Genomic DNA, 21939 nt, shown 5'->3' with positions numbered 1-21939 from the left:
GTTTGTAATAGTGCCGGTTTTTGTCGGCACTATTTTTGTTGGGCGAACAGAGTCCTCACCCAGTAGGTGATTAAAAATCACTGCGTCATCGTGTAGTGGTTCTCCTATTTAAATGGCTTTTTTGTTACTTTATTCGTGCGCTAGCTTGGGGATGGTTTAAGCCAGTGCCTACCTATTACATTCATTATTGAGTGACACTTGGGGCACATCATTCGCTTTTTCATTTGAGGCTCTTTCTGTGTGGTGTTCTCAATATCCACTTTTAGTATCCACTGAACAATGCGCAATATACGCTTGGCGTTTCCATGTAAGAAACCGTAGTCGCGCGCTCGCCTAAACCTTTTGGGTAATACGTGTTGAAGCAAAAGATACAAAAAATCTTCGCCCAGTAGCGTGCGGGTTTTTCTTATCTTTGTTTTGCTATCGATGTATTGAAACGTAATGTGGGTGCCGTCGTCGGCAACGATATTGGTGTTGGCGATTACTCCGCGGTATAAGTACCGCGATAAGTATTGCAGCGCCTCTTTACCTCGTCCGACCTTAGTGCACTGAACAATCCATTTCTTAGGTGATTTATGAGGTGGTAGCCCCGCATCATTGAGTGCCTTTAAAAAGACTCCTCGGAATACCTTGGCGAGGGCTCGGCCGTTAAATAGGTATTTGCCTTTTAGCTTGCGCCATTCCTTTCGGCGGCGGTGCAGGCCACCACCAGGAATGACAATATGAACGTGAGGGTGGTAGTCGAGACGTCGTGAGTGAGTATGCAATACTGCGCACATGCCCAGTTCTGCCTCAAAGCCTCGCTTATTTAGCCCGAATGTCTTTAGAGTCTTCGTCGCCGATTCGAGTAAAAGCCTGTATACCGTTTTACGATGGGCTTTTGATAGGGCTCTTAACTCGCTTGGCAACGTAAAGGTCGCCATGTAGTAATCTACGGGCAGCTGTTTTTGTAATTGCCGTTCAAGCCAGTCTTGAGTGCTGCCATATTGGCATTGATTACAGGCCCTATGCCCGCATGATTGCGAAATGTTTTGGCTGTAGAGAAATAACGAGGACACCCGCTCTTAAAAAAGTTATTTTTTTAGTGATGCTAAATAATTTATTTTTCCGGTTTAATTATGATCGGAGTTAAAAAATGCTGTTTGGCGGGGAAGTCTTCGTAATCTCCAGTTTTCAGGCGTAGAGCGCCCTAAACCGTCCATTTGATTGTTTTGGGAGGGGTTACTTAAGAGCGTTAAGCGATATTTCGTTCATTTCTTTGGTAATAAAACCGACTATAAAAAATCGCTTCGAATTTTTCGGTGTTTTCCAGCCATTCGTCAGGGTCTATTGCTAAGCGTTGTAGAATCGGCAATATTGTATTGGGGATAGCCCCGCGTTTATCTTGGCGTTGAATTCTGCCAGTGGTGTCTACCAAGGTCAGGTAATCATTATGGCCGAACAGTATGCCGTCTTGGCCGCCTTGCTTAATGTTCCCTTCAAACACGGCGAGTGCCTTTATAGGAAAGCGTTGCAGGTAGTAAGGGTTAAGGTCGGGATTATTCACTAGAGCGCGTTCACGATTAAAGGTGGGTTTAATTCGTTCTTTAATACTTGTATGTTTGGAACCTTCGGGAGTTTTTGCCATTTGTGCTCGAATGGGATTTAAATCCACATAGGCCATAGCGGTGAGTAAGGCTTCTTCGGTGAGTAAAGGCTGTGATTTATACCTTCCTTCCCAGAATCGCCCCGTACAGCTTTCTTCTGTATTGGCCTGTCGTGCAATCACCTGATTCAGTTGCTGCATAAATTCGCTAATGCTGGCTAAGCGAAGCCGCCAATCGTCGACAATTTCACTCAGCACCTTCATTTCAGCTTTTTCCATTAGCTCACCTTTTTGGTATTTCTGAACTAAAAAGGGGCCTTTGTGTAGGCATAGCCAGCGCTGGATAACGTCGTCAAAGCTCCAGCGCTTTGTGGGTTCTGGGTCAATTTTCACAACGATGTGGTAATGGTTACTCATTACGGCGTAGCTGCAGATGTCGATTGAAAAGAGGGTGGCGAGTAGTCGAATACGGTCTTCAATCCATTGGCGGCGATGCTCAAAGCATTGGCCGGTACGGTCGTCGGTTCCGCATAAAAAGGTGCGCCGTACGCAGCGTGACATGATGTGGTAGTAGGGTGTGTCGGAAATCGATATTTGTTGGGCGCGAGGTGTTGTCATAAGGAAATCCGTTTCTGTATGAATATACAGTCCCAATGCTAGCCTTGGTTGGTTATGATGTCAATTGAAAAGTGGGTGTCCTTGGAATTGAAAAGTGGGTGTCCTTGGAATTCTTGGAATTGAAAAGTGGGTGTCCTTGGAATTCTTGTGCAGGAAAAAATGATGAATACGGCGAACAAGAGGGACACGCATCAAAAATCCATGAATACGGCGAACAAGAGGGACACGCATCAAAAATCCCACGATGTAGTGTTTGTGTTGTGTGTCGCCACTAGATAGGGTTTTGGTTAGTGGAATTAAAAAGCGGGTGTCCCCAGTAAAATCGTTACCGTGAAAATCGGTGGCTACAATGGCTTCGCAACCGACGTGGCAACAGCAGTAAAATCTAATATGGTTCTAGGTGGCTTCTACATAGCTGAAGCAGATTTGCCAAAAGTATCCGTGCTCGCAAACTATCGCTCTACCGAGCCGTGTGAAAACATTCATATTACAAAAGAGTTCGTTAGTTACAATGTGCCAATTTCACATAACAAGTAAAGGCAGCATCGCCCTGCGGGCTGGACGCGCTAACGCGCGCCGCTGCTTTAGGCGTTAGGCAAAAATCATATGAATAAATACCTTAGTGTATTTTTGGTCTTTTTGATTGTGGGTATTTCAGGCTGTTGTGCTCCAATACCATGGAGCGCTTGGAACTATGAAACGACCTTTGAATTTGACGGCTACCCTTCACCGTGGAACATGCCTGATGTAGAACAGTTTAGTGGGCTCTATGTTGACGGCGTCTTTATGAATATTTTTGTTAAGGCGCACAATGAAACCACAAATAGTGGCAGCTCCCCTTACAGAATAATTATTACGGCTACAGAGAATACAATCGAAAATAAATCTATCGTATTTCATTCTGTAAAAGTTACGGATAGCCAAGGAGGAAAGTACAATTTTCAGCCAATAACAATTGATAATGCAGCCAAAAAGACTGGCGAAGTGGATTTTCCCGTTGCTAGGACTCTAGATCCTATTAAGTATCATAATCCCTCTCCAGCTGTAAAAAAATCTCGCAGAGCCAGTCTGTGGTCGGACGATAACATTAGATTAGGTCCAGATAATGGATCGGTATTGATAGTTACATTAGATGTCGAGGTAATTAGAGCAGATGGCAATGAACGAAAGATAGTTAACTTTAAATTTATGCCAAATAGAGAAAGTGGGGTTTTGCAATGCCTTACGGCTTAAGTGGTAAATTGCCTAACAAAAATGTCAATATGACCTCGTTACGCTTCGCTTCACTCGGCATATTACATTGGCGTTAGGTTTAAAATGGATATCGAACAATTAAGTGATCTTCAAAAAAATAATAGGGTGGAGGCGATGGAGTTGCTTGAGCTGTTTTCTTCTGAGTATGAGCAGAGGGACTACCAGGAAAAAGTGCCAATTGTTAATGTTCCAGATGAGTTATTTAACCAATGGGAAGATTGTTATGAGCTACCACTTGGTCATGAATGGCATAAGAAAGCTTATACAAATGAAGAATATTTAGCGTTGCAGGTATTTAATGTCACGGTTCAGAAAGTGGCTGCCAAAACGCCTCGATGTCTGCCTGCGCTTTCAGATTTTATAGGTACTTCGGAGTGGCAGGCATTAAAAGACGCTGCTTTGTCAGCAACTAAGGCTTTTAAGTAACGCAAAACCCAGGTTATCAACTGAAGTGCAATGAAAGTGATTAACGAACATAGACTGCCTCCGGTGTTTCCATATTTAAACATTTTCTAGGTCGTCGGTTAAGTTTCATTGCAATTTTATCGCAATCCTTTTGAGTTATGATCTTCATTGATTCTCCTTTAGGTAAATATTGTCGTATGAGACCGTTGGTATTTTCGTTTAACCCTCTTTCCCATGAGTGGTAGGGGTTGGCAAAGTAAAATGTTGAGTTAGTGACGTCTTCAATTTTTTTGTATTGATGAAACTCGGTACCGTTATCAGCGGTAATTGTTTTTACCTGATTAACCTGTTTTTTGATTAGCTGAATAACTTTTCGATTTAACTCGTCAGTCGTACGGTTCCTAATTTTGCCAATGATCGTGTATTTACTTTTTCGATCAACTAACGTGACAATTGAATGTTGATCGCGTGAACCATGAACGGTATCAATTTCGAAATGACCGATTCGGCTCTTATTTTCTGCCCCTAGAGGTCGCTCAGAGATATGGGCCTTATTGGCTAAAACGCCTCTAGAGTCAGGGCTTCTATATCTTTTTCGGCGTTTCTTGCTTGATTGACGTAAGTGCTTATAGAGATCCCCTGAATAAAACATGTTGTACCAAATATAGCGATAAATGGTCGAATGGCTGATCGATAATATATTGCACTTCTTAAGCCACAAGGAAACTTGTTCTGGACTCCAATCGAGGCGTATTAAGGCGATGACCATCTGAAGCTCGGTATCATTGAATTGCCATTTACGACGAGACTCCCTCCGTATTCGAGAGGTACGTTTTACTGCTCGCGCTGCGCAGTATTTACCGTCTGGGCGACGATTTCGTTTTAACTCTCTGGAGATCGTGCAAGGATCGCGGCCTAAGGCCCGTGCAATATAGGCTTGAGATTTACGTTGCTTTAAATAGGCCGCTATAGTATATCTTTCATCAGTGGTGAGCTGGTGGTAGATCATGAGGTTCCTCTTCTTGCCGGTCGAGAAAAACCATGAGTATCCCAGTTCACCCTATATAAAGGAAGATGCAGGCGTGTTGCACTTACTTTGCGAATTCGGCATGTCTAACAAGGAAGCAACGGCACACTGGATGTCTATAGCCAAATAGATATGTCACAACACTTAGCTGAACAGTGTATGAAAAACGCGAGTAAGCCATTTAGTGAATATGAGTGTGAGCGGGAAGACGCTCTGGAGCGGTAGCACGCATATTTATGCGCTACGCTGGTCTATAGAGGCGAGTAAACAATAGATAGGGTCTATTACTGTGTATTGGGAAACGCCCCTTTTCTGAAGGGGCGTTTTGTTTTTCTAAAGTGTTTTGAGGTATTCAATAAGCGCTAGTTTCTCTTCTTCTGATAATTTTCTGCCAATCGTTTTCCTGTTTCCATCTCTTTCAGAAAATAAGTGACCGGTATTGAAGTTGCCTGGTTCGCGCGTATCGAGAACAAAGCGCCCTTGGTCGTAGTCTTCCATGTGTTTTACAGGAAGGTGATTAGCGTTTTTATTGAGTTGTTTTACATGTTCGCTTTGAGTAATACCGATGTGTCGATCGTCAAATTCGAGGTCTCCTAGTTCGATGAAAATTGGGCGCTCGTCGGATAATAGGTCGTATACGGTGGCAACTGATCCGTTGTGCAGGTAGGGGGCTGTAGCCCATATGCCATTCAGGGGTCTGGCCTTATAGCCTTTACCGGCTTGCAAGCAATTCGGTCTTAGGCCTTCATATAGAGGTTGCTGTTGTTCGTTAATGTAGTTTTGTGCGAACCATTGGTTATTGGTATGTTGAACAAAGGCTCCCAGTGCTAGTGCAAAACTGGTATTACTGCTGTCTCTAAAATCTACATAGGTTAATTCGCTTGGGTTTCGTGGTTGCGGATTAACGTCAGCTTGAATTTCTTTAGGGCTCCATGTACAAACGTCTACGTTTAGATCCAGGTTTTTGGTGTTCACCGTACGGTGTGTTAGTACGTTCGCTTGCGCGGGGTCTGTGTCGATTACCTGTAATGGGATAATCTTTACGTCTATGTATTTTTCGACGGTTTCTTTTTGTTCGTTGTGCTGGGTATATTCGATCGTTGCCCAGTGATCGCGCCAAAACTCAGGCTTATCCATGGTTGGTAAGTGGCAAGTTTGGCAGAGCTCTAGATACAGATCGGCTCCGTTTTGTGCTTTTTCCGCGTCAATTTTAGTAAAAGCGCCGGGCCATTGCGGTGCCTGTAGGCCGTTTATTCTGGGGTTGCTGGAGTCGAAATCTGGATAGGTTCCTGCTATCCACCGTTCTATGTCGTATAGGTTTGCAACCGGTATGGATGATGAAAACTGCACTAAATCTTGTGCGGGAATGTCGCTTTTTTGTGTTTCTACAAATGCTGCAACGCCGAGTGCTTCGCCGGTGTTTCTGATGAGTGGCTGCATAATGGAGGCGTCATACTGCACCCAGTTAAACCAAGATGTTGTCCAAATATGAGGGTAGTTAACGGGGGCGTCGATAGGCTGATAATTACCATGGTAGGGTTCGTCATTGGCAAAGACTTGGTTGCCAATTCTGTTCAGGGCATCTAGGCGTGTAAAGCCCTCCGTAACGTGGATGACATCTTGTTGGGTCGCGATGTTTTTTAGGGTTGCAGCAAGGTCTTTCTTTAACTGGTTGCGCGTTACAACGTTGTTGTTAGATCCAAGTACGTTTTGGCTAAAGCGTTCAAAACGGCCATTCATAATATTGAGTTTGCTGGAAAGTATGGTTTGGCCCAGTGCTGCACCTAATGAGCTTGTGAACAAGCCTAAATCGGTTGTGGCTGGGCCTCCATCGATCACATAGCGCGTACCGTTTTTAGTGAGTTGGCCAGTGTGGCACGCGGCGCATGTAAAGCCTACAGCGGTTTCTTCTCTGTCTACACCTTCAAAATACATGCTTGGCGTTGTGGCCATACCAATTGGCAATACATTGTTCGGCGATTTTATAAACCCTAGTTGGTATACGTATTCCTCAAGAAACATTTTTTCTTGGCCAAATGGTAGAAACCAGGGGCTCGATTTGGGCGCTTCTAATGCGGTAAACCACTGGCTAGGAATGGGTATGGTGGCCGTACCTTGTGAGGCGTGGTAAAACCATTCACTGTCATTTTTACCCCAACCTGTTTGGTTTATGTACTCAACCGGAAGGTCTTCGTATTCCACTAAAGTGGGTGGAGTTAGTACGTATTCCAATTCATCAATTGTGTTTTTGATCGTGAAGGCGGTGTAAATACAGAGGATGATCAATAGGGTCAAAAATAGCTTTGACCATATTGAGCTTAGAAAGCGTTGTAGTACATTCTTTGAGTTGGGGTTAGTTATGCTCATTATGATGCTCTGCGTTAGAGGTCTAGGAATGAAGAGTTCGACGAGTTTTTAATTAACACAGGTACTATATAGATTACAGTTTGGTTTTGAAACGCAATGCTTGGTTTATTTTATTTTCTCCAAAACAACAGATTTAATTATTTATTATTCTTTATAATCAATTTTTGAGTGCCAAAGTTAATGCTAGTTATAGTTGGTTGTGGTGTCCGCTTTGGCTTCGCCGTATGGGTTTGTAGGGGTTTTCTTTCGCTAGCGTCTTAGTGGTTACGCTGTTATTTAGAGAATGCAGAGCGAGTGGATGTTCTGCCTCTATTAAGAGCACGTATGATGACACTTGCTCAAATACGTAGGCTGACGCCAAAGTGGCACGATCGCCAACAGACGTTCAGCAGTGACAGAATCGCGTAAGCCGTTGTTTAAATCTTAAAAGCCAAGATGAGATATTTGAGACTGAGATAGACGTTATGAGGGGTAGAGCGTTATGTATATCATTCGGGTTGTCTACCTGTGATGCCGGAGAGTTTTGGCCTATACCGTGCGAGGTAGCGCGGCACCATTGTTCTTTAGATGAGTGAAGACGACAATAGTGGTTTTATTTGCGGTATTGTTGGTTTTGTCTTGTGAGTAACGGGGAGAGGAAAAATGTATTATCCCATTAAGGGCGCGTGTCAATGTGGGCAGATAACTTACGTATTGCATCAAGCGCCTACCACGGTGTTGGCATGTCATTGTACGGAATGTCAAAAACTATCAACCAGCCCTTTTAGCGTAACAGCTCTTGTTTCGGCTAACGCGATTGAGTTTTATGGTCCGTTACAGGAATGGCGACGTGTGGCGGATAGCGGTAAACGAAACTACGCGAAATTTTGCGGGACATGTGGAAATCGAATCTATCATTACAGCCCGGATGATTTAGGGGTTATTAAATTAAAATTAAAACCTATATCCAGTGAGTACGCTGCGATTTTTTCTCCGACAATGCATATATGGGTGAGTAGCAAACTCAGCTGGTACGAGATACCGGAGGGGATGAAAACGGTTGATAAACAACCAGTGCTCGATACGCTTGTTCGTTAATAGTTAGTGTTCCTATTTTATCTCCAGGCTTGAAAAGCCTACTAGCTTTGGGGCGAGGTACCGTCAAAAATAGCCCTTAAAGGTTGGGGGCCGTGGAGTGAAAAAGAAGGTGTTTATCATGTTCAACCGCCTCTTAGTCTGTTGAATGCCAGAGTAGCTTTTCGTATTCATTTAGATGACTCTAATGAAGAATCGGGTTGTCTCAGCATAATTCCCAGTAGCCATAAACATGGCATTTTGTCCTCCTCAGATATTAATCGTTATGTTAATGCCTACACGCCACTAACCTGCATCGCAAAGCTTGGTAATGCCCCCACTTTTATTGCACGCATCGAGTAAAGCCACACATCCAGCGAGCCGTAAGGTGTTGCACCTGGAGTTTAGCGCTTATTGTTTATGCTCAGCTCTTGGGTGGGGAAACGCGTACAAGGGCGGCATTCCTTTTTAAGTTGTAAATGTTATCGTCAGTTTGCCTGCAATGTTACTGCCAGAGCTGCGGCGCTAAGGGGCATAAAGTATGCAGTAGTCGCGTGTAGAAAGCGGTGGTTAGCCTCAGTGATTGGCGACATCTAGCTTGAAAAACAGCGACATTGACCGAGTATAGATTAACCATACGCTTTAAATCTTGGATAAAATCCTTTAAAGTTTATTCTAAGCTATTGATTTAAAAGCTAATAATCACAGCTTGAGCAGCGTTTTTGGGAGAGGCTGTATTGGTTGATATTGAGGAGAGTAGGCAAAAAGAAGCGCTGTGTAGGGCTTTTAGAAGGTTTGAGTACGTAAAAATAAATCAGCTCTATTGTGATTATTTTACGGTATTATGCACGCTTTCTTCGTGTCGCTTAAACAAAAGTTATACACAGTTGTAGTCGTACTATTTTTGGGGTAAGTTTCGGTCGGCTTCGGTTGAGTCGCCTGACATTATTATTAAATTAACGATCAATTAATAAATTTAAAAAAAGGAACATAATGTTATTCCCCACTTTTGGGTTTGTGTTTGCATTTTTGCCTATCACATTGCTCATATTTTTGACGGTAAAAAATAAATATAATAATAGATTTATTGTTCCTTCGTTGCTTTTTTTCTCTATTGTTTTTTATCTTCTGCCGAACTGGTCCGACGGTTATATTATTATTTCGTCGATATTGGTAAATTTTTTCTTGTCGAGAAAGTTACAACAGTACGAAGGGCTGGCCTCGAAACTATTTCTAATAATAGGCGTTGTTTTTAATCTATTAATTATCGCCTATTTTAAATACTTGTTTTTCTTTAGTGAGATTGCTATAAGCCTGTTTTCGGCAGATTTTGGGGTAGAAAAACTAATACTACCCGTAGGTATTTCTTTCTATACGTTTCAACAAATCGCTTATTTGGTAGATTGTTACAAAGACCGAAACGTAAATTACAATTTTAGCGAATACGCCTTGTTCGTTACGTTCTTTCCGCAGTTAATTGCCGGCCCCATTGTTCACCACAAAGAAATCATGCCGCAAATATCGGCTTTGAACAATAAACCCTACGATATCAACAAGCTTAGCGCTGGTGCCGTTATGTTTATTGTAGGCCTGAGCAAAAAACTGGTACTTGCCGATAATCTTGCAAAATTGGCTGACCCAGTATTTAAACTTTCGGATGCCGGTGCCTCAGTGGATGGGCTTACCGCGTGGATGGGGGCCTTGGCTTATACCTTTCAATTGTACTTCGATTTCTCTGCGTATTCCGATATGGCGGTAGGCTTAGGGTTAATGTTTGGCTTAATGCTGCCTATCAATTTTATGTCGCCGTATAAATCAGCGTCTATTGTCGAGTTTTGGCGCCGCTGGCACATTACGCTATCGACCTTCTTGCGGGATTACCTCTATATCGCTTTAGGCGGTAATAGAAGTGGTAAATTTAAGCGGTATAGAAACCTGTTGCTGACGATGCTGTTGGGCGGTTTATGGCACGGTGCCGGTTGGAATTTTATTATTTGGGGCGGTTTACATGGTGTCTATTTAGTTGTTAATCATGGCTTTAGTCAGTTTTGCAGTCGTTTTGGTGTGATGCTTCCTAAGGTGATGGGTATAGCCATTACAATGCTTTGTGTCGTGGTTGCGTGGGTTTTCTTTCGTGCAGAATCAACGGCGGGGGCGTTAACGTTGTTAAGTAGCATGTTCGGCTTTGTTGCACCAACAGGGCCATTAGCTTCCGAGTTTATGTGGGTTCCTATAGATTTTATATTGGTTTTTGTGGCCGCCTGCATCGCTTTGTTTGCCCCCAATATTTACCAACTGTTTCATTATGACGGGTGTAAAACGCCAGACAATTGGCAGCCTGCAATGCTTAGCTTCGAGTTAAAGGGCTCTGCGCTCTTATTTCCGCTGTTTGTTGGGATGCTTCTCTGCTTGTCATTGATGTTTATGCCGCAACCCACCGTCTTTTTGTATTTTAATTTTTAACGAGAGCGTCATGAAAAGTTTAAAATTTTGGCTGATAGTCTCGAGTGCATGTTGTATTTTACTCGTCGCCTTTTGCGCGCTGCCACACACTAAATATTTACGTTATAAGGCGCTGGATATTGGGGCCTATAGTAAAGCGAGTTGGATATACGAGCGTATTGTCTTTGATCCAACGCCGCTCGATATTGTGTTTGTTGGAACTTCACATACGCTGAACGCAGTTGACAGTGAGGTCTTTGAGACTGAACTTAACGCACGAATAGGCGCACCTAAGCATGTAGCCAATTTAGCGATTCCGCATTTTGGCCGAGATATGCATCGCCTCATTGGTGAGCAGATTTTTGAACATCGTCGGCCGGAGTTAATGATTATTGAGGTTCGGGAAAGCGAGGAGCGGGATCAGCACCCAGCAACGCATTATCTTGCCGATAGTACCGATCTTGTCGCAGCTCCTCTCATAGTCAATATGCGTTATATGGGGAATTTAATACGTTTACCTTTTAGGCAAACTCGTTTGTTTTTCCAGTCAATTTTCCCTGAATTGTTTGGCGTTTCTGCAGAATTCTCGCCCGAAGATTACGCGGGGCCTCATGTAAATTACGCGTTGGCTTTTCCTGATGGAGGAGCGGTGCGTGATTATCGTCGAACGGCGTCAGCTTTAACTAAAGAAAGGAATGAGTGGGATAGCGCAAATGGGTTTAAGCTGCAGCGTGGTAATAAATGGCGAGATCACCTTAATTTTAACGCGAACAGATCTAATTTAACGCAATTGGTAGCACAAGCAAAATCCCACGGCACAAAGGTTGTCTTTTTGTATTTGCCTAATTATGCGTCTAACAGTAGGCCCATCGATGTGGCGTTTTATGAATCAATGGGGCCAGTGTTGTACCTCAAGAACGATGCACTCTATTCGCGATCTCGTCTTTGGGCTGACTTGGGGCATTTAAATGCTATTGGGGCGCAAGCGTTTTCCGTTGAAGTTGCAGAAGTGGTTGCACGCGAGGTACTTGCTCGGTGAAACGTCATGCTATGGGTGTGTAGATTGGCTTGAGGATTACTTAGCGATAACTGGCCATAACTTCTATTTATCGAACGGTTAGCTTTCCATAAGTTATCACTATGGCGATAGTGGGTTAAACTGATGCAAACGCAGACAAATAAAGGCGGAAAACGCTATGCGAGCCTCCGGTTAGTTTTGATTTGCGGTTAATGTTAGGTAACCTTATAAAGGACGCTATTATGGGACAGATTGACATCGGTATTAGCTCGGAAAACCGCACTGCTATTGCAGAGGGCTTAAAAAAGCTTTTAGCAGATTCTTATACCTTGTATTTGCAAACACATAACTTCCACTGGAATGTAACAGGCCCTCAATTTCGAGAGCTGCATTTGATGTTTGAAGAACATTACACCGAGTTGGCGACGGCGGTTGATGAAATCGCTGAGCGTATTCGTACACTCGACGTTGCCGCACCTGGTACCTATAAAATGTTCGCCGGTTTAACTTCGATCGAAGAGGTTGAGGGGGTTCCATCTGCCACTCAAATGGTCGAAATTTTAACTGGGGGACATGAGCAGGTGGTGAAAACTTGCCGCGCGGTGTTAGGCGTCGCGCAACAGGCCGAAGATGAATCGACAGCGGCGCTTGTGGGGGATCGTATGCGTATCCACGAAAAAACCGCGTGGATGCTGCGGGCAACATTATAGCGTGGGTTGAAATGAGACACTCATTCAGAGTCGATCAATCCGTTTTTTCGTAATAAGAAGGCACATATTTGTGCCTTTTTTTGTGCCTGCTAGGTACGCAACGCTAAGCTCAATCATAATGAGGGAGTAGACAATTGAATATTAGTGAGTTTAAAAACGAACATTTTTCTCATCGTGTTGGGTGGCTGAGAGCGGCGGTGTTGGGCGCAAACGATGGCATTGTGTCTACCGCAAGTTTAATCATTGGTGTTGCTTCGGCCGGCGCCGTACATAACGATATTATGTTGGCGGGCGCCGCGGGCTTAGTGGCTGGAGCAATGTCTATGGCGGCCGGTGAGTATGTGTCTGTGAGCACTCAAGCCGATAGTGAACGTGCCGATTTAGAAATTGAAAAACGACATTTAGCGCGCAATATTGAATATGAAAGAGAAGAGCTAGCGGCAATTTACCGGCAGCGTGGTTTGACCGCTGAGCTGGCTCAAGACGTTGCGCTTGCGTTAATGGAGTATGACGCTTTAGGCGCACATGCGCGTGACGAGTTAGGCATTCATAGCCGCACATCGGCGAAGCCATTTCAGGCTGCATTCGCTTCTGCATTTGCTTTTATTGTTGGCGCACTTTTACCGCTTCTTGCCGCTTTAACCTTCACCCGGTGGAATACCCTACTAGTGGTAGGATTAAGTTCTCTGTTTTGTTTGGTAATGTTAGGGGGCGTTTCTGCGAGATTGGGAGGCGCCAAGATTTTGCCAGCAATCGTTCGGATTGGTTTTTGGGGAGGCGCAGCGATGGTAGTTACCGCCGCTGCAGGGGCGTTATTTGAAAGGGCTTTTTTGTAACGAGTTCGTTTAAGCGTTAATGAACCGCCGGCGTATAATGGCGGAACTATAATTATTGGGATTAATATGAGAAATACAGGTGCAGGCCACAACTTGACGCATCAAGTGACACACGAGCTAGGGGCTGCGATCGTTCAAGGTAAATATAAAATTGGCGGAGGCTTTCCCACAGAAGCGCAGCTTTCCGAACAATTTAGTATAAGCCGAAGCGTGATGCGCGAAGCGGTTAAAATGCTTACAGCAAAGGGCTTGATATCGTCTCGACCTCGACAAGGTATTCGGCTTCAGCCGAGTAGAGATTGGAACATGTTTGATGCCGATGTACTTAGCTGGACATTAAGCAGTAGGCCATCGATTGCGTTACTAAAGGAATTTACACAATTGCGTTACGCGATTGAACCTGAAGCAGTTGCGCTTGCGGCGAAAAACTCTAGCATTGAAGCGAACGAGGCTATTGCCGCTGCGCTAGAGCGAATGCGGCAGGCTGAAATGGGTGCCGATGATCCTTTGGAATCAGATATCGCGTTTCATACGAGCATTCTATTGGCGAGTGAAAACCGTTTTTTTATTCAGCTAAGTGATTTTATTGAGACGGCACTTCGCGTGAGTATTTCGTATTCAAACCGTTTAAAACAGGTCTCTTTTGCGAGTTATACAGACCATAAAAGAATTTCCGATCCTATTTTAGCGGGTGACCCGGCCGCAGCTTCTGCCGCGATGCAATTGTTATTACAAGAAGCGCTAACCTTAATTGAGGGTTCCGAAAACTCGGAATAGACGGCTGTTAACGGTAAAGTATTTTCGTCCACAATAAAACGTGTTGCCATGTTTAGGCACACTGTAGCTCCCATTACGCGCTGCGTACCAGCGCCTTGTTTCTTCCCTTCTTTCCCTTTGTTAAATGTTTTGCAGGCATTATTGGTTTATTTTTTGTGTGCTTCGTTAGCCAATATAGCTGGGGTGAAAAAAACACCAAACTGTACATCAGTCATTAACTTTTTTTTGGTCTCGACGCTGGCCAAAAATTTTCTTCATGGAGGGAACTCGTTTTCTAGCTAAACTAGAGAATAGCGAGGAGAACCTGATAATGAATGATCGAAAAAGCTGGTGTTGGCTGTTAGTTGTGTGTCTTTTGCTCCCTGTATTGTCGAACGCAGAGACAACGATTTACCATCAAAAACAATCATTGCCGAATGATGTGTATATGATTGGATTGCTAAAATTAGCGCTTTCTTATTCCGAAGAAGATCATACCTTTATTGAAAGTACCGACAGTATAACCCGTGCGCGTTTAGCTAGAATGGTGGAAACGGGTGATCTTAGCCTGATGTGGTCGGGCGCTTCAATTGAAAAAGAAAGTACCTATGTGCCTGTTCGTATACCCACTTATAAAGGCCTGATGGGCTATAGAATATTTATTATTCGAGAGGGCGATCAGCCGCGTTTTGATTCAGTTCGATCTCTTGATGACCTTCGGCAATTAAAAATGGGGCAAGGTAAAACTTGGAGCGATACCGCAATTCTACAAAGTGGTGGGATGAATGTGGTTACCACACTAAAAGCGCCCGGTTTATACCCTATGTTAGAAGGCGGGCGATTTGATGCTTTTCCGCGCGGTGTTCATGAGCCTTGGCAGGAGGTTGCTAGCCGTCCGGGAATGAACCTTACGGTTGAAAAGAATATCGTAGTGAAATACACCATGCCTTACTATTTTTACGTAAGCCCGTCGCACGCGGTCTTGGCAGGCCGGATTGCTGCTGGTTTGGAGGAGGCGATAGACGATGGCTCATTCGATGATTATTTTTTTAATGCACCCGAAGTTAAAAAAGCGTTGGCACGTTCTAATCTTGCGAATCGTAGAATGTATACCATTCCAAATCCTCATCTTTCGCCGCAAACGCCGGTCGACCGATCTGAATTGTGGCTTAATTTAGAGTATATAAAACACGTTATTAGCCCTTAATTTTTCAAGGTAGGGCTGTTTAGTCACGCTGGTTTTTAGGTAAATTTTCCTCTCCTAAATTTACCTAAAAACATTCATTTGTTTTCTCGTCTTATTCGCTTATTCTTCGAAATTCGTTCTGTTTTTAGTAACGCTAAAAGCGAAATAAACAGGCAACTTTAAATGTATTAATAATCATATTTATAATAAATATGTATGCTATATTTTGGCGCAGCTCGAAAGTGCTGGGTCTTAAGATGAGCCCTGCTGCAGTCTCCGAGTAACCAACCAATAATAATGAGGAGACATACATGAGATATTTAAACCTAACTATTCTGCTTGTCGTGCTGTCGCATCTATGCGCAATGAGCGTGGCTGCCCAGGGCTTTGCAAAGGGAGCAGATATCAGTTGGATTTCTGAAATGGAAGACCAAGGGAATACTTGGAATAACGCTAATGGCCAACAGCAAGATCTACTCGAGATTCTTAAAAGCTACGGCATGACTGCGGTTCGGTTACGGGTATGGGTAAACCCCAATGGTGGCTGGTACAGCAGTATTGATGATGTCGTGCAAAAAGCGCAGCGCGCGAAGAATGCGGGCATGGATATTATGATCGATTTTCATTATAGCGATGACTGGGCAGACCCGGGAAAACAATACAAGCCCAGCGCGTGGAGTAACTTCAACGTACAAGAATTAGCGGATGCAGTATGGCAGCACACTCATGATTCGTTACAAATACTTAAAGATAACGGTATTACACCGCTGTGGGTGCAGGTAGGCAATGAAACAAACGATGGCATGCTATGGGAGGAAGGGCGTGCATCAGACAGCATGGCCAACTATGCACGTTTTGTTTCTAGCGGGTACGATGCCGTAAAGGCCGTTTTCTCCAGTGCGCAAGTCATTGTTCACGTGTCTAACTGTCACGACAACGACCTCTTTCGTTGGAATATCGGTGGGTTGCGAGATAACGGCGCTAATTTCGATATTATAGGCGCTTCGTCCTACCCCACCACCAGCGATATGGCATGGCGTACGGCAAATAATAATTGCTTGAGCAATTTGAACGATATGGCCAGTACTTACGGCAAAGATGTCATGGTCGTTGAAGTTGGAACACCGTGGAATGACGGTGAAGCGCGCGAGATTATTGCCGACGTAATAAGCAAAGTGCGACAGGTCAATAATGGTCGCGGTAAAGGTGTTTTTTATTGGGAGCCTCAAGCGTACAACTGGAACGGTTATGAAATGGGTGCATGGAATCCAGACACTCGACAGCCAGCAGGTGGAATGGATGCTTTTTTAGAAGGGGGTAATCCATCCTCGTCATCGAGTAGTACTTCATCGAGTAGTACTTCATCGAGTAGTACTTCAAGCAGTAGCAGCTCGAGTAGTAGTTCGTCGTCCTCTACCTCCGGTAATAATACCTTGGTCGTGCGCGCACGTGGCGCAAACGGTGATGAGAATATTACGCTAACGGTGGGAGGAAATACTGTTCAAAGTTGGGTGTTAACCAGCAGCATGGCCAATTACACCGCGAGTACTAATGCAACGGGTAGCGTGCAGGTTGAATTTACCAATGATGGCACCGATCGAGATGTGCAGATCGATTACGTACAAGTTAATGGACAAGTTAGGCAGGCCGAAGACCAAACGGAAAATACAGGCGTATGGGCAAATGAAGCCTGTGGTGGAGCGGGCAATTCCGAATGGTTGCATTGTGACGGCTTTATTAGTTTCGGCAGTGTAAGCGGAGGGGCAACGAGCTCTTCGAGTAGTAGTCCATCTTCCAATTCATCTAGCAGCTCATCAGTTTCCTCCAGTAGTAGCTCAGCGTCTTCGGGCACTAACACAATTGTGGTGCGTGCACAGGGCGCCGATGGCTCAGAAAATATTAACCTCATTGTGGGTGGTTCTATTCTTCAGAGTTGGACACTTACAACCTCAATGGCCAGCTACACGGCCTCTACCAGCAATACCGGTTATGTGGAGGTTGAGTTTACTAATGATGAAGAGGGTAGAGATGTTCAAGTGGACTACATTCAAGTGAACGGTGAAACCCGACAAGCTGAAGATCAGACCGAAAACAGTGGTGTATGGGCGAATGATGCCTGTGGTGGTGGCAGCCAATCGGAATGGCTACATTGTGACGGTGCTATTGGGTTTGGCGAACTCTCTTCAGGGGCCAGCCAAAGCAGCAGTTCGACGAGCTCTAGTGCCAGCTCTAGTTCGAGCAGTACAGGTAATAATGGCGGTGTGTGTAATTGGTACGGCACCGACTACCCGTTATGCGTAACAACTACCAGTGGATGGGGTTGGGAAGAAAGCCAGAGCTGTATTTCGGAGAGTACCTGTAGCTCGCAGTAGCCGTTTTCAGAAGTAATAAAATAATCAGTTTACCGTTGAGTAAGCTGAGGTAAATAAAACGGTGGGTGCAAGTGGCCTGCCGTTTTTCTCTTAGAAAAGGTAATGAATTATGTGTCACCGTGGTAAAACTTTTTTGATTGTTCACTGTTGTTTGTGGGTCTTTTTGTTTTCGGGTTGTAATGGTTCAAATGGAACAAAAATGTCACAGGTTGAAGCGGTAGATCACGCAAGAGTGGCGCTACACAGGCAGGGCGATTTTATTCTCGGTGCAGATATTTCCAGTGCTTCGGAGTTTATCGATAATGGCATTGTATTTGTTGATACTGACGGTCAAGAAAAACCACTACTGGCTCTTTTGGCGAACCACGGGTTTAATTACATTCGGTTGCGAACGTTTGTCGAGCCTAGTAACGCCTATGGGTATGCCTCTTCTCAAGGGCAATGGTGTAAAGGAAAACGTAAAAGTTACAACGATAAGGCGCATATTGTTGATTTTGCTCAGCAAGTTAAAGCGGCTGGAATGAAGTTGTTATTGGATTTTCATTATAGCGACACGTGGGCGGACCCGAATAAGCAAGTTATTCCGGAGCAGTGGCGACATATTACGCGCGCACAAGATATGGCAGACGAAATAACAGCCTATACCCAAGACGTTATGCAAGCGTTGGCCGACGCCGATGCGTTGCCCGATATGGTACAAGTAGGGAATGAAGTTACACCTGGCATGCTAATTCATTTGCCTACGTCTAAAACAGATTGCTTTGGCAATAACTCCGTTCAGAACGACGCATTAAATGGCAGCATCGCGCACTGGGATAATCTAGCGCTGTATTTAAATGCGGGCATTGCAGCCGTAAAACACGTACACAGCGATGCTCAAATTATGTTGCATATCGAAAATACCGGTCATCCAGAAAGCGTGATGGAATGGGTTGATAATGCGCTGGCACGCAATGTTAAGTTCGATGTGCTTGGTTTATCCGCTTATGAGCAGTGGCAGGGGCCGTCGGCTCGGTGGCGTGACACGTTAAACCACCTAAGTCATCGTTACGAGGGCTTAAAATTTTCATTTGTAGAATACAACCCTCAACGACGATTAGTGAACGACATCATGCGAGAGCTTCCAAATGGGCAAGGAGTAGGGACTTTTTTCTGGGAGCCCGCATTAAGTGGTGAATGGGGTGAGATGATGTTTAGAGTGAAAGGCAAGCGGTATATCGCCAAAGCAAGAGATTTTGCGGTATATGACCAGCTCGTGGTGGATTACGGCCTACAGAAGGTAACGCAATAGGGAGAGTGGCTGTTTTGCGTGGTACAAGGGCAATAATGAGCAGTATTGGTGCGTGACCGAAAAAACGCCAAAAAACAATTAAAAACTAAGGAAATAAATGGAACCTTCTGGCTCTGGGGTGCTCTAAGTTCCAGATAGCATAGTTTTAGCTCCTACTCGATTGAAAACTCTCTTACTTTGGCGGTATCCGTAACTGGATCCCGCCTTTTTTCGTTTGGAGGAGCGGAAATAACGTTGTCGCATAGGGCCCTACCGGTATACGGTAATACGCTGATTTAAATCTGGCCTTGTGCGTTCATCGGGTTTTTTATCGACGCTTCCAATGTAAATAAAGCCCGCAATCTTCTCTGCAGAGGTGAGCTTAAGCTTTTTGGCAACGTATTTATCGAAGGCGTACCACTCGGTTAGCCATTGGGCCCCAAAACCCAAAGCATGTGAGGCTAAGAGTATGTTTTGGCAGGCAGCACCAGCAGACAGAACTTGCTCCCACTCCGGTACCTTAGGGTGGTCTATGGGGGAACTGACAACCGCAATGACCAGTGGCGCCCTTAAAAAACGATGTCGTTCGAACTCAATCTGAGCCTCAGTAGCGTTTTCATTTTTCTTCACGAAGCGTCTAGCGAGTTTTTTGCCAAAACGATCGCGGGCGTCGTCTTGGAACAGCACAAAACGCCAAGGCCCAATTTTGCCGTGATCAGGCACGCGGTGTGCTGAACGAAGAATAATATCCAGCTGCTCTTCAGAGGGGCCTGGTGCACAGAGATCTTTAGCCGTAACTGAGCGGCGTGCCAGTATGAAATCAGAAATAGTGTTATTCACAAAATATCACAACTCAAATAAGGAAGGTTTTAATCTTACCGCGCACCACAATTAATGCGCGCCATTTTGGGGGCCAATATAACCCTGTAGCTTCGCGGCGGCAATAAATCACCACACACAATAATCAATACTGCACCTACTAAAGCCATCAAAGCATACTCATACGTAACTTATGCGACACTTTTATGTCACTTCGTCGTATTTTTGATCAGAACGGTCGTGTTGTCGGTAGTTCTAACCAAAGCTCGGTAGCGTCCCGCGAAAAATCTCGCTATTCCAGTATTGATGAGTGCTTTTTGATCATTAGCAGGTCTCTGGAGTAGCCCCCAGTATACTGTGTACCCTGTTTTGTGTGGGTTGCTCTTGTGAGGGGTAAACTGCGTTACCGTTTTTAAAACGCTGGGAGTATAATTGACTCCCCCTTTAAACCCGCTACAGAGAAGACTCATGTCTGTAAGAACCCGTATTGCTCCATCGCCTACTGGCGACCCACATGTAGGTACAGCCTACATTGCCTTGTTTAACCTGTGTTTCGCCCGCAAGCACGGTGGTCAGTTTATTTTACGTATAGAAGACACTGATCAAAGTCGTTCTACGGCGGAATCGGAACAAGCGATATTAGATTCGCTGCGGTGGCTAGGTTTGGAGTGGGACGAAGGCCCAGACGTTGGTGGCAGTCATGGCCCTTATCGTCAAAGTGAGCGTAAAGAAATCTACAGCCAATATGTGCAACAATTGCTGGATAACAAGCATGCCTTCAAGTGTTATCGCACAACGGAAGAGCTGGATACGCTCAGAGCTGAACGGAAAGAAGCGGGTATTCATACGGCGCTAAAGGCATCAGACCTTAGGTTAAGTGACGACGAGCAAGCAACGCGCGAGGCGGAGGGAATGAGCTACGTTGTTCGAATGGTTGTACCCGAAGAGGCCGGCACGTGTGAAGTGGAAGATCTGTTACGTGGCAAAATGGCACTGGATTGGACGCTCGTTGATGCACAGATATTAATGAAATCAGATGGCATGCCTACTTACCACCTTGCTAATGTTGTTGATGACCACTTAATGGGAATTACCCATGTTATTCGCGGTGAAGAGTGGATAAACTCGGCCCCCAAACATATTCTGCTGTATCAATATTTTGGTTGGAAGGTGCCGGTGTTTTGCCATCTACCCTTGTTGCGGAACCCTGACAAAACAAAATTGAGCAAACGTAAAAACCCTACCAGTATTCTTTACTATAAACGCATGGGTTTTTTGTCTGAGGCAGTAGTGAATTATTTAGGTCGCATGGGGTGGTCAATGCCCGATGAAAGCGAAAAGTTTAGCTTGCAGGAAATGCTGAATCATTTTGATATCAGCCGAGTATCGCTAGGCGGCCCTATCTTTGACGTGGAAAAGTTACGTTGGCTTAATGGGCTTTGGATACGTGAAAACCATAACGATCAACAGTTGGCGAAACGTCTGGCGGAGTGGCTGTTAAACGAAGAAAGTTTACTCAGCGCTATACCGCATGTAAAACAGCGAATGGAAACACTGAGCGATTTTATTCCTACGGTCGCGTTTTTAGCAACTGGAACACTCCCGTTAACAGAAGCCGACTACAGTGCTAACAAACTTGATATTGAAACCCAAAAGAAAATTTTACAGTTTGCGCAATGGAAGATGGATAATCTTCGGCAGTGGGAACGTGATGATATTTTTGGCGAATTTAAATTGTTAGCAGAGGGCTTGGGTATAAAGCTTAAGGATTTTCTTGCCCCCATATTTATAGCCATATCCGGTTCTACGTCGAGCTTCTCTGTAATGGATGCCATGGTACTGTTGGGCGCAGATATGTCCCGCGTACGATTGCGCGAAGGAGTAGATGTATTGGGTGGTGCCGGTAAAAAAGTGCTGAAGCGCTATGAAAAAGAGTATGCGGCATTGACTGTACTAAAAGTCGATTCTAGCGAAGGTTGATTACGTTTTTAGCGGGCTGTTCATTGGTATAGAGCCCAGCGTTAGCGTCGTTAAATAAAAAACCCGGCACCTTAAATAGGGTGCCGGGTTTTTTATGGGTGTCGAAAAATATTGCGTGGGCTATTTTTTATAAGTATTACTTTAATACCGCAGAAAGCTAGTTGTAGGATAATAATATGTTAGAGGGTTAAAAACGCGCTAATAATTTCACACATCATACTACAGAATGATTATGTAACGG

The 21939-nt window shown here is 44.5% G+C and carries 17 protein-coding genes and 1 pseudogene; 13 read left to right on the top strand and 5 right to left on the bottom strand.

Annotation, left to right across the window (positions count from 1 at the left end):
- Positions 1-140: 140 nt before the first annotated feature.
- Positions 141-1040, bottom strand: a pseudogene (locus tag H5647_RS15380) (IS91 family transposase); the annotation flags it as partial.
- Between the two features lie 194 nt (positions 1041-1234).
- On the bottom strand, positions 1235-2203 hold the full coding sequence (locus tag H5647_RS15375; RefSeq protein ID WP_045857281.1) for a transposase: 969 nt from the start codon (positions 2201-2203) through the stop codon (positions 1235-1237).
- 606 nt (positions 2204-2809) lie between these two features.
- On the opposite strand from H5647_RS15375, the gene H5647_RS15370 reads away from it, so the two are divergent.
- Together H5647_RS15370 and H5647_RS15365 are read left to right on the top strand one after the other, a co-directional pair.
- Positions 2810-3436, top strand: a complete 627-nt coding sequence (locus H5647_RS15370) for a hypothetical protein (RefSeq protein WP_045859785.1) — start codon at positions 2810-2812, stop codon at positions 3434-3436.
- Positions 3437-3520: 84 nt separating this feature from the next.
- The gene (locus H5647_RS15365) at positions 3521-3883 is read left to right on the top strand and encodes a hypothetical protein (protein WP_045859783.1); all 363 of its coding nucleotides are present in this window, start codon (positions 3521-3523) and stop codon (positions 3881-3883) included.
- A gap of 40 nt (positions 3884-3923) precedes the next feature.
- Here H5647_RS15365 and H5647_RS15360 read toward each other — a convergent pair whose 3' ends face one another.
- A complete protein-coding gene (locus tag H5647_RS15360) occupies positions 3924-4871 on the bottom strand; it encodes an IS30 family transposase (protein ID WP_045859781.1) in 948 nt (315 codons plus the stop codon).
- A gap of 351 nt (positions 4872-5222) precedes the next feature.
- Entirely contained in the window at positions 5223-7256 is a 2034-nt protein-coding gene (locus tag H5647_RS15355) for a di-heme-cytochrome C peroxidase (protein WP_052692104.1), read from the bottom strand.
- 642 nt (positions 7257-7898) lie between these two features.
- Here H5647_RS15355 and H5647_RS15350 point away from each other — a divergent pair.
- The 10 genes from H5647_RS15350 to H5647_RS15305 all read left to right on the top strand — a co-directional run bounded on the left by H5647_RS15350 (position 7899) and on the right by H5647_RS15305 (position 18920).
- Positions 7899-8333, top strand: coding sequence for a GFA family protein (locus H5647_RS15350; RefSeq protein WP_045859779.1), 435 nt, complete (start codon positions 7899-7901; stop codon positions 8331-8333).
- 69 nt (positions 8334-8402) lie between these two features.
- Positions 8403-8672: a phytanoyl-CoA dioxygenase family protein gene (locus H5647_RS22470; protein WP_082087082.1), complete on the top strand. Its 270-nt coding sequence runs from the start codon at positions 8403-8405 to the stop codon at positions 8670-8672.
- Positions 8673-9494: 822 nt separating this feature from the next.
- Positions 9495-10772, top strand: a complete 1278-nt coding sequence (locus H5647_RS15340) for an MBOAT family O-acyltransferase (RefSeq protein WP_200911591.1) — start codon at positions 9495-9497, stop codon at positions 10770-10772.
- 10 nt (positions 10773-10782) lie between these two features.
- The gene (locus H5647_RS15335) at positions 10783-11790 is read left to right on the top strand and encodes a hypothetical protein (protein ID WP_045859775.1); all 1008 of its coding nucleotides are present in this window, start codon (positions 10783-10785) and stop codon (positions 11788-11790) included.
- A 221-nt stretch (positions 11791-12011) separates the two neighbouring features.
- A complete protein-coding gene (locus H5647_RS15330; RefSeq protein WP_045861455.1) occupies positions 12012-12479 on the top strand; it encodes a Dps family protein in 468 nt (155 codons plus the stop codon).
- A 134-nt stretch (positions 12480-12613) separates the two neighbouring features.
- Entirely contained in the window at positions 12614-13315 is a 702-nt protein-coding gene (locus tag H5647_RS15325) for a VIT1/CCC1 transporter family protein (RefSeq protein WP_236074921.1), read from the top strand.
- A 66-nt stretch (positions 13316-13381) separates the two neighbouring features.
- On the top strand, positions 13382-14092 hold the full coding sequence (locus H5647_RS15320; RefSeq protein WP_045859773.1) for a FadR/GntR family transcriptional regulator: 711 nt from the start codon (positions 13382-13384) through the stop codon (positions 14090-14092).
- Between the two features lie 310 nt (positions 14093-14402).
- Positions 14403-15278, top strand: a complete 876-nt coding sequence (locus H5647_RS15315) for a type 2 periplasmic-binding domain-containing protein (protein ID WP_045859772.1) — start codon at positions 14403-14405, stop codon at positions 15276-15278.
- Between the two features lie 290 nt (positions 15279-15568).
- Positions 15569-17629 carry a glycosyl hydrolase 53 family protein gene (locus tag H5647_RS15310; protein ID WP_082087081.1) on the top strand — a complete coding sequence of 687 codons (2061 nt, stop codon included), beginning with the start codon at positions 15569-15571 and terminating at the stop codon, positions 17627-17629.
- A 199-nt stretch (positions 17630-17828) separates the two neighbouring features.
- Positions 17829-18920, top strand: coding sequence for a glycosyl hydrolase 53 family protein (locus H5647_RS15305; protein ID WP_162926411.1), 1092 nt, complete (start codon positions 17829-17831; stop codon positions 18918-18920).
- Between the two features lie 249 nt (positions 18921-19169).
- Here the strand turns inward: H5647_RS15305 and H5647_RS15300 are convergent, their stop codons facing one another.
- Complete coding sequence (locus tag H5647_RS15300) at positions 19170-19739, bottom strand: nitroreductase family protein (RefSeq protein ID WP_045859770.1); 570 nt, start codon at positions 19737-19739, stop codon at positions 19170-19172.
- A gap of 447 nt (positions 19740-20186) precedes the next feature.
- Between H5647_RS15300 and gltX the strand changes: the two genes are divergently transcribed.
- Positions 20187-21698, top strand: a complete 1512-nt coding sequence (gene gltX / locus H5647_RS15295; RefSeq protein ID WP_045859767.1) for a glutamate--tRNA ligase — start codon at positions 20187-20189, stop codon at positions 21696-21698.
- The last annotated feature ends 241 nt before the right edge of the window (positions 21699-21939 follow it).

The organism is Teredinibacter purpureus, assembly GCF_014217335.1.
GTDB lineage: Bacteria > Pseudomonadota > Gammaproteobacteria > Pseudomonadales > Cellvibrionaceae > Teredinibacter > Teredinibacter purpureus.
This window is presented reverse-complemented; position numbering and strand designations above follow the sequence as displayed.

Excerpts from the sequence above, each read along its gene's own strand:
- H5647_RS15355 (WP_052692104.1), bottom strand. The coding sequence starts at position 7,256 with ATGAGCATAACTAACCCCAACTCAAAGAATGTACTACAACGCTTTCTA.
- gltX (WP_045859767.1), top strand. The coding sequence starts at position 20,187 with ATGTCTGTAAGAACCCGTATTGCTCCATCGCCTACTGGCGACCCACAT.
- H5647_RS15335 (WP_045859775.1), top strand. The coding sequence starts at position 10,783 with ATGAAAAGTTTAAAATTTTGGCTGATAGTCTCGAGTGCATGTTGTATT.
- H5647_RS15330 (WP_045861455.1), top strand. The coding sequence starts at position 12,012 with ATGGGACAGATTGACATCGGTATTAGCTCGGAAAACCGCACTGCTATT.
- H5647_RS15310 (WP_082087081.1), top strand. The coding sequence starts at position 15,569 with ATGAGATATTTAAACCTAACTATTCTGCTTGTCGTGCTGTCGCATCTA.
- H5647_RS15320 (WP_045859773.1), top strand. The coding sequence starts at position 13,382 with ATGAGAAATACAGGTGCAGGCCACAACTTGACGCATCAAGTGACACAC.
- H5647_RS15370 (WP_045859785.1), top strand. The coding sequence starts at position 2,810 with ATGAATAAATACCTTAGTGTATTTTTGGTCTTTTTGATTGTGGGTATT.
- H5647_RS15365 (WP_045859783.1), top strand. The coding sequence starts at position 3,521 with ATGGATATCGAACAATTAAGTGATCTTCAAAAAAATAATAGGGTGGAG.
- H5647_RS15315 (WP_045859772.1), top strand. The coding sequence starts at position 14,403 with ATGAATGATCGAAAAAGCTGGTGTTGGCTGTTAGTTGTGTGTCTTTTG.
- H5647_RS15360 (WP_045859781.1), bottom strand. The coding sequence starts at position 4,871 with ATGATCTACCACCAGCTCACCACTGATGAAAGATATACTATAGCGGCC.
- H5647_RS15350 (WP_045859779.1), top strand. The coding sequence starts at position 7,899 with ATGTATTATCCCATTAAGGGCGCGTGTCAATGTGGGCAGATAACTTAC.
- H5647_RS15375 (WP_045857281.1), bottom strand. The coding sequence starts at position 2,203 with ATGACAACACCTCGCGCCCAACAAATATCGATTTCCGACACACCCTAC.
- H5647_RS15305 (WP_162926411.1), top strand. The coding sequence starts at position 17,829 with ATGTCACAGGTTGAAGCGGTAGATCACGCAAGAGTGGCGCTACACAGG.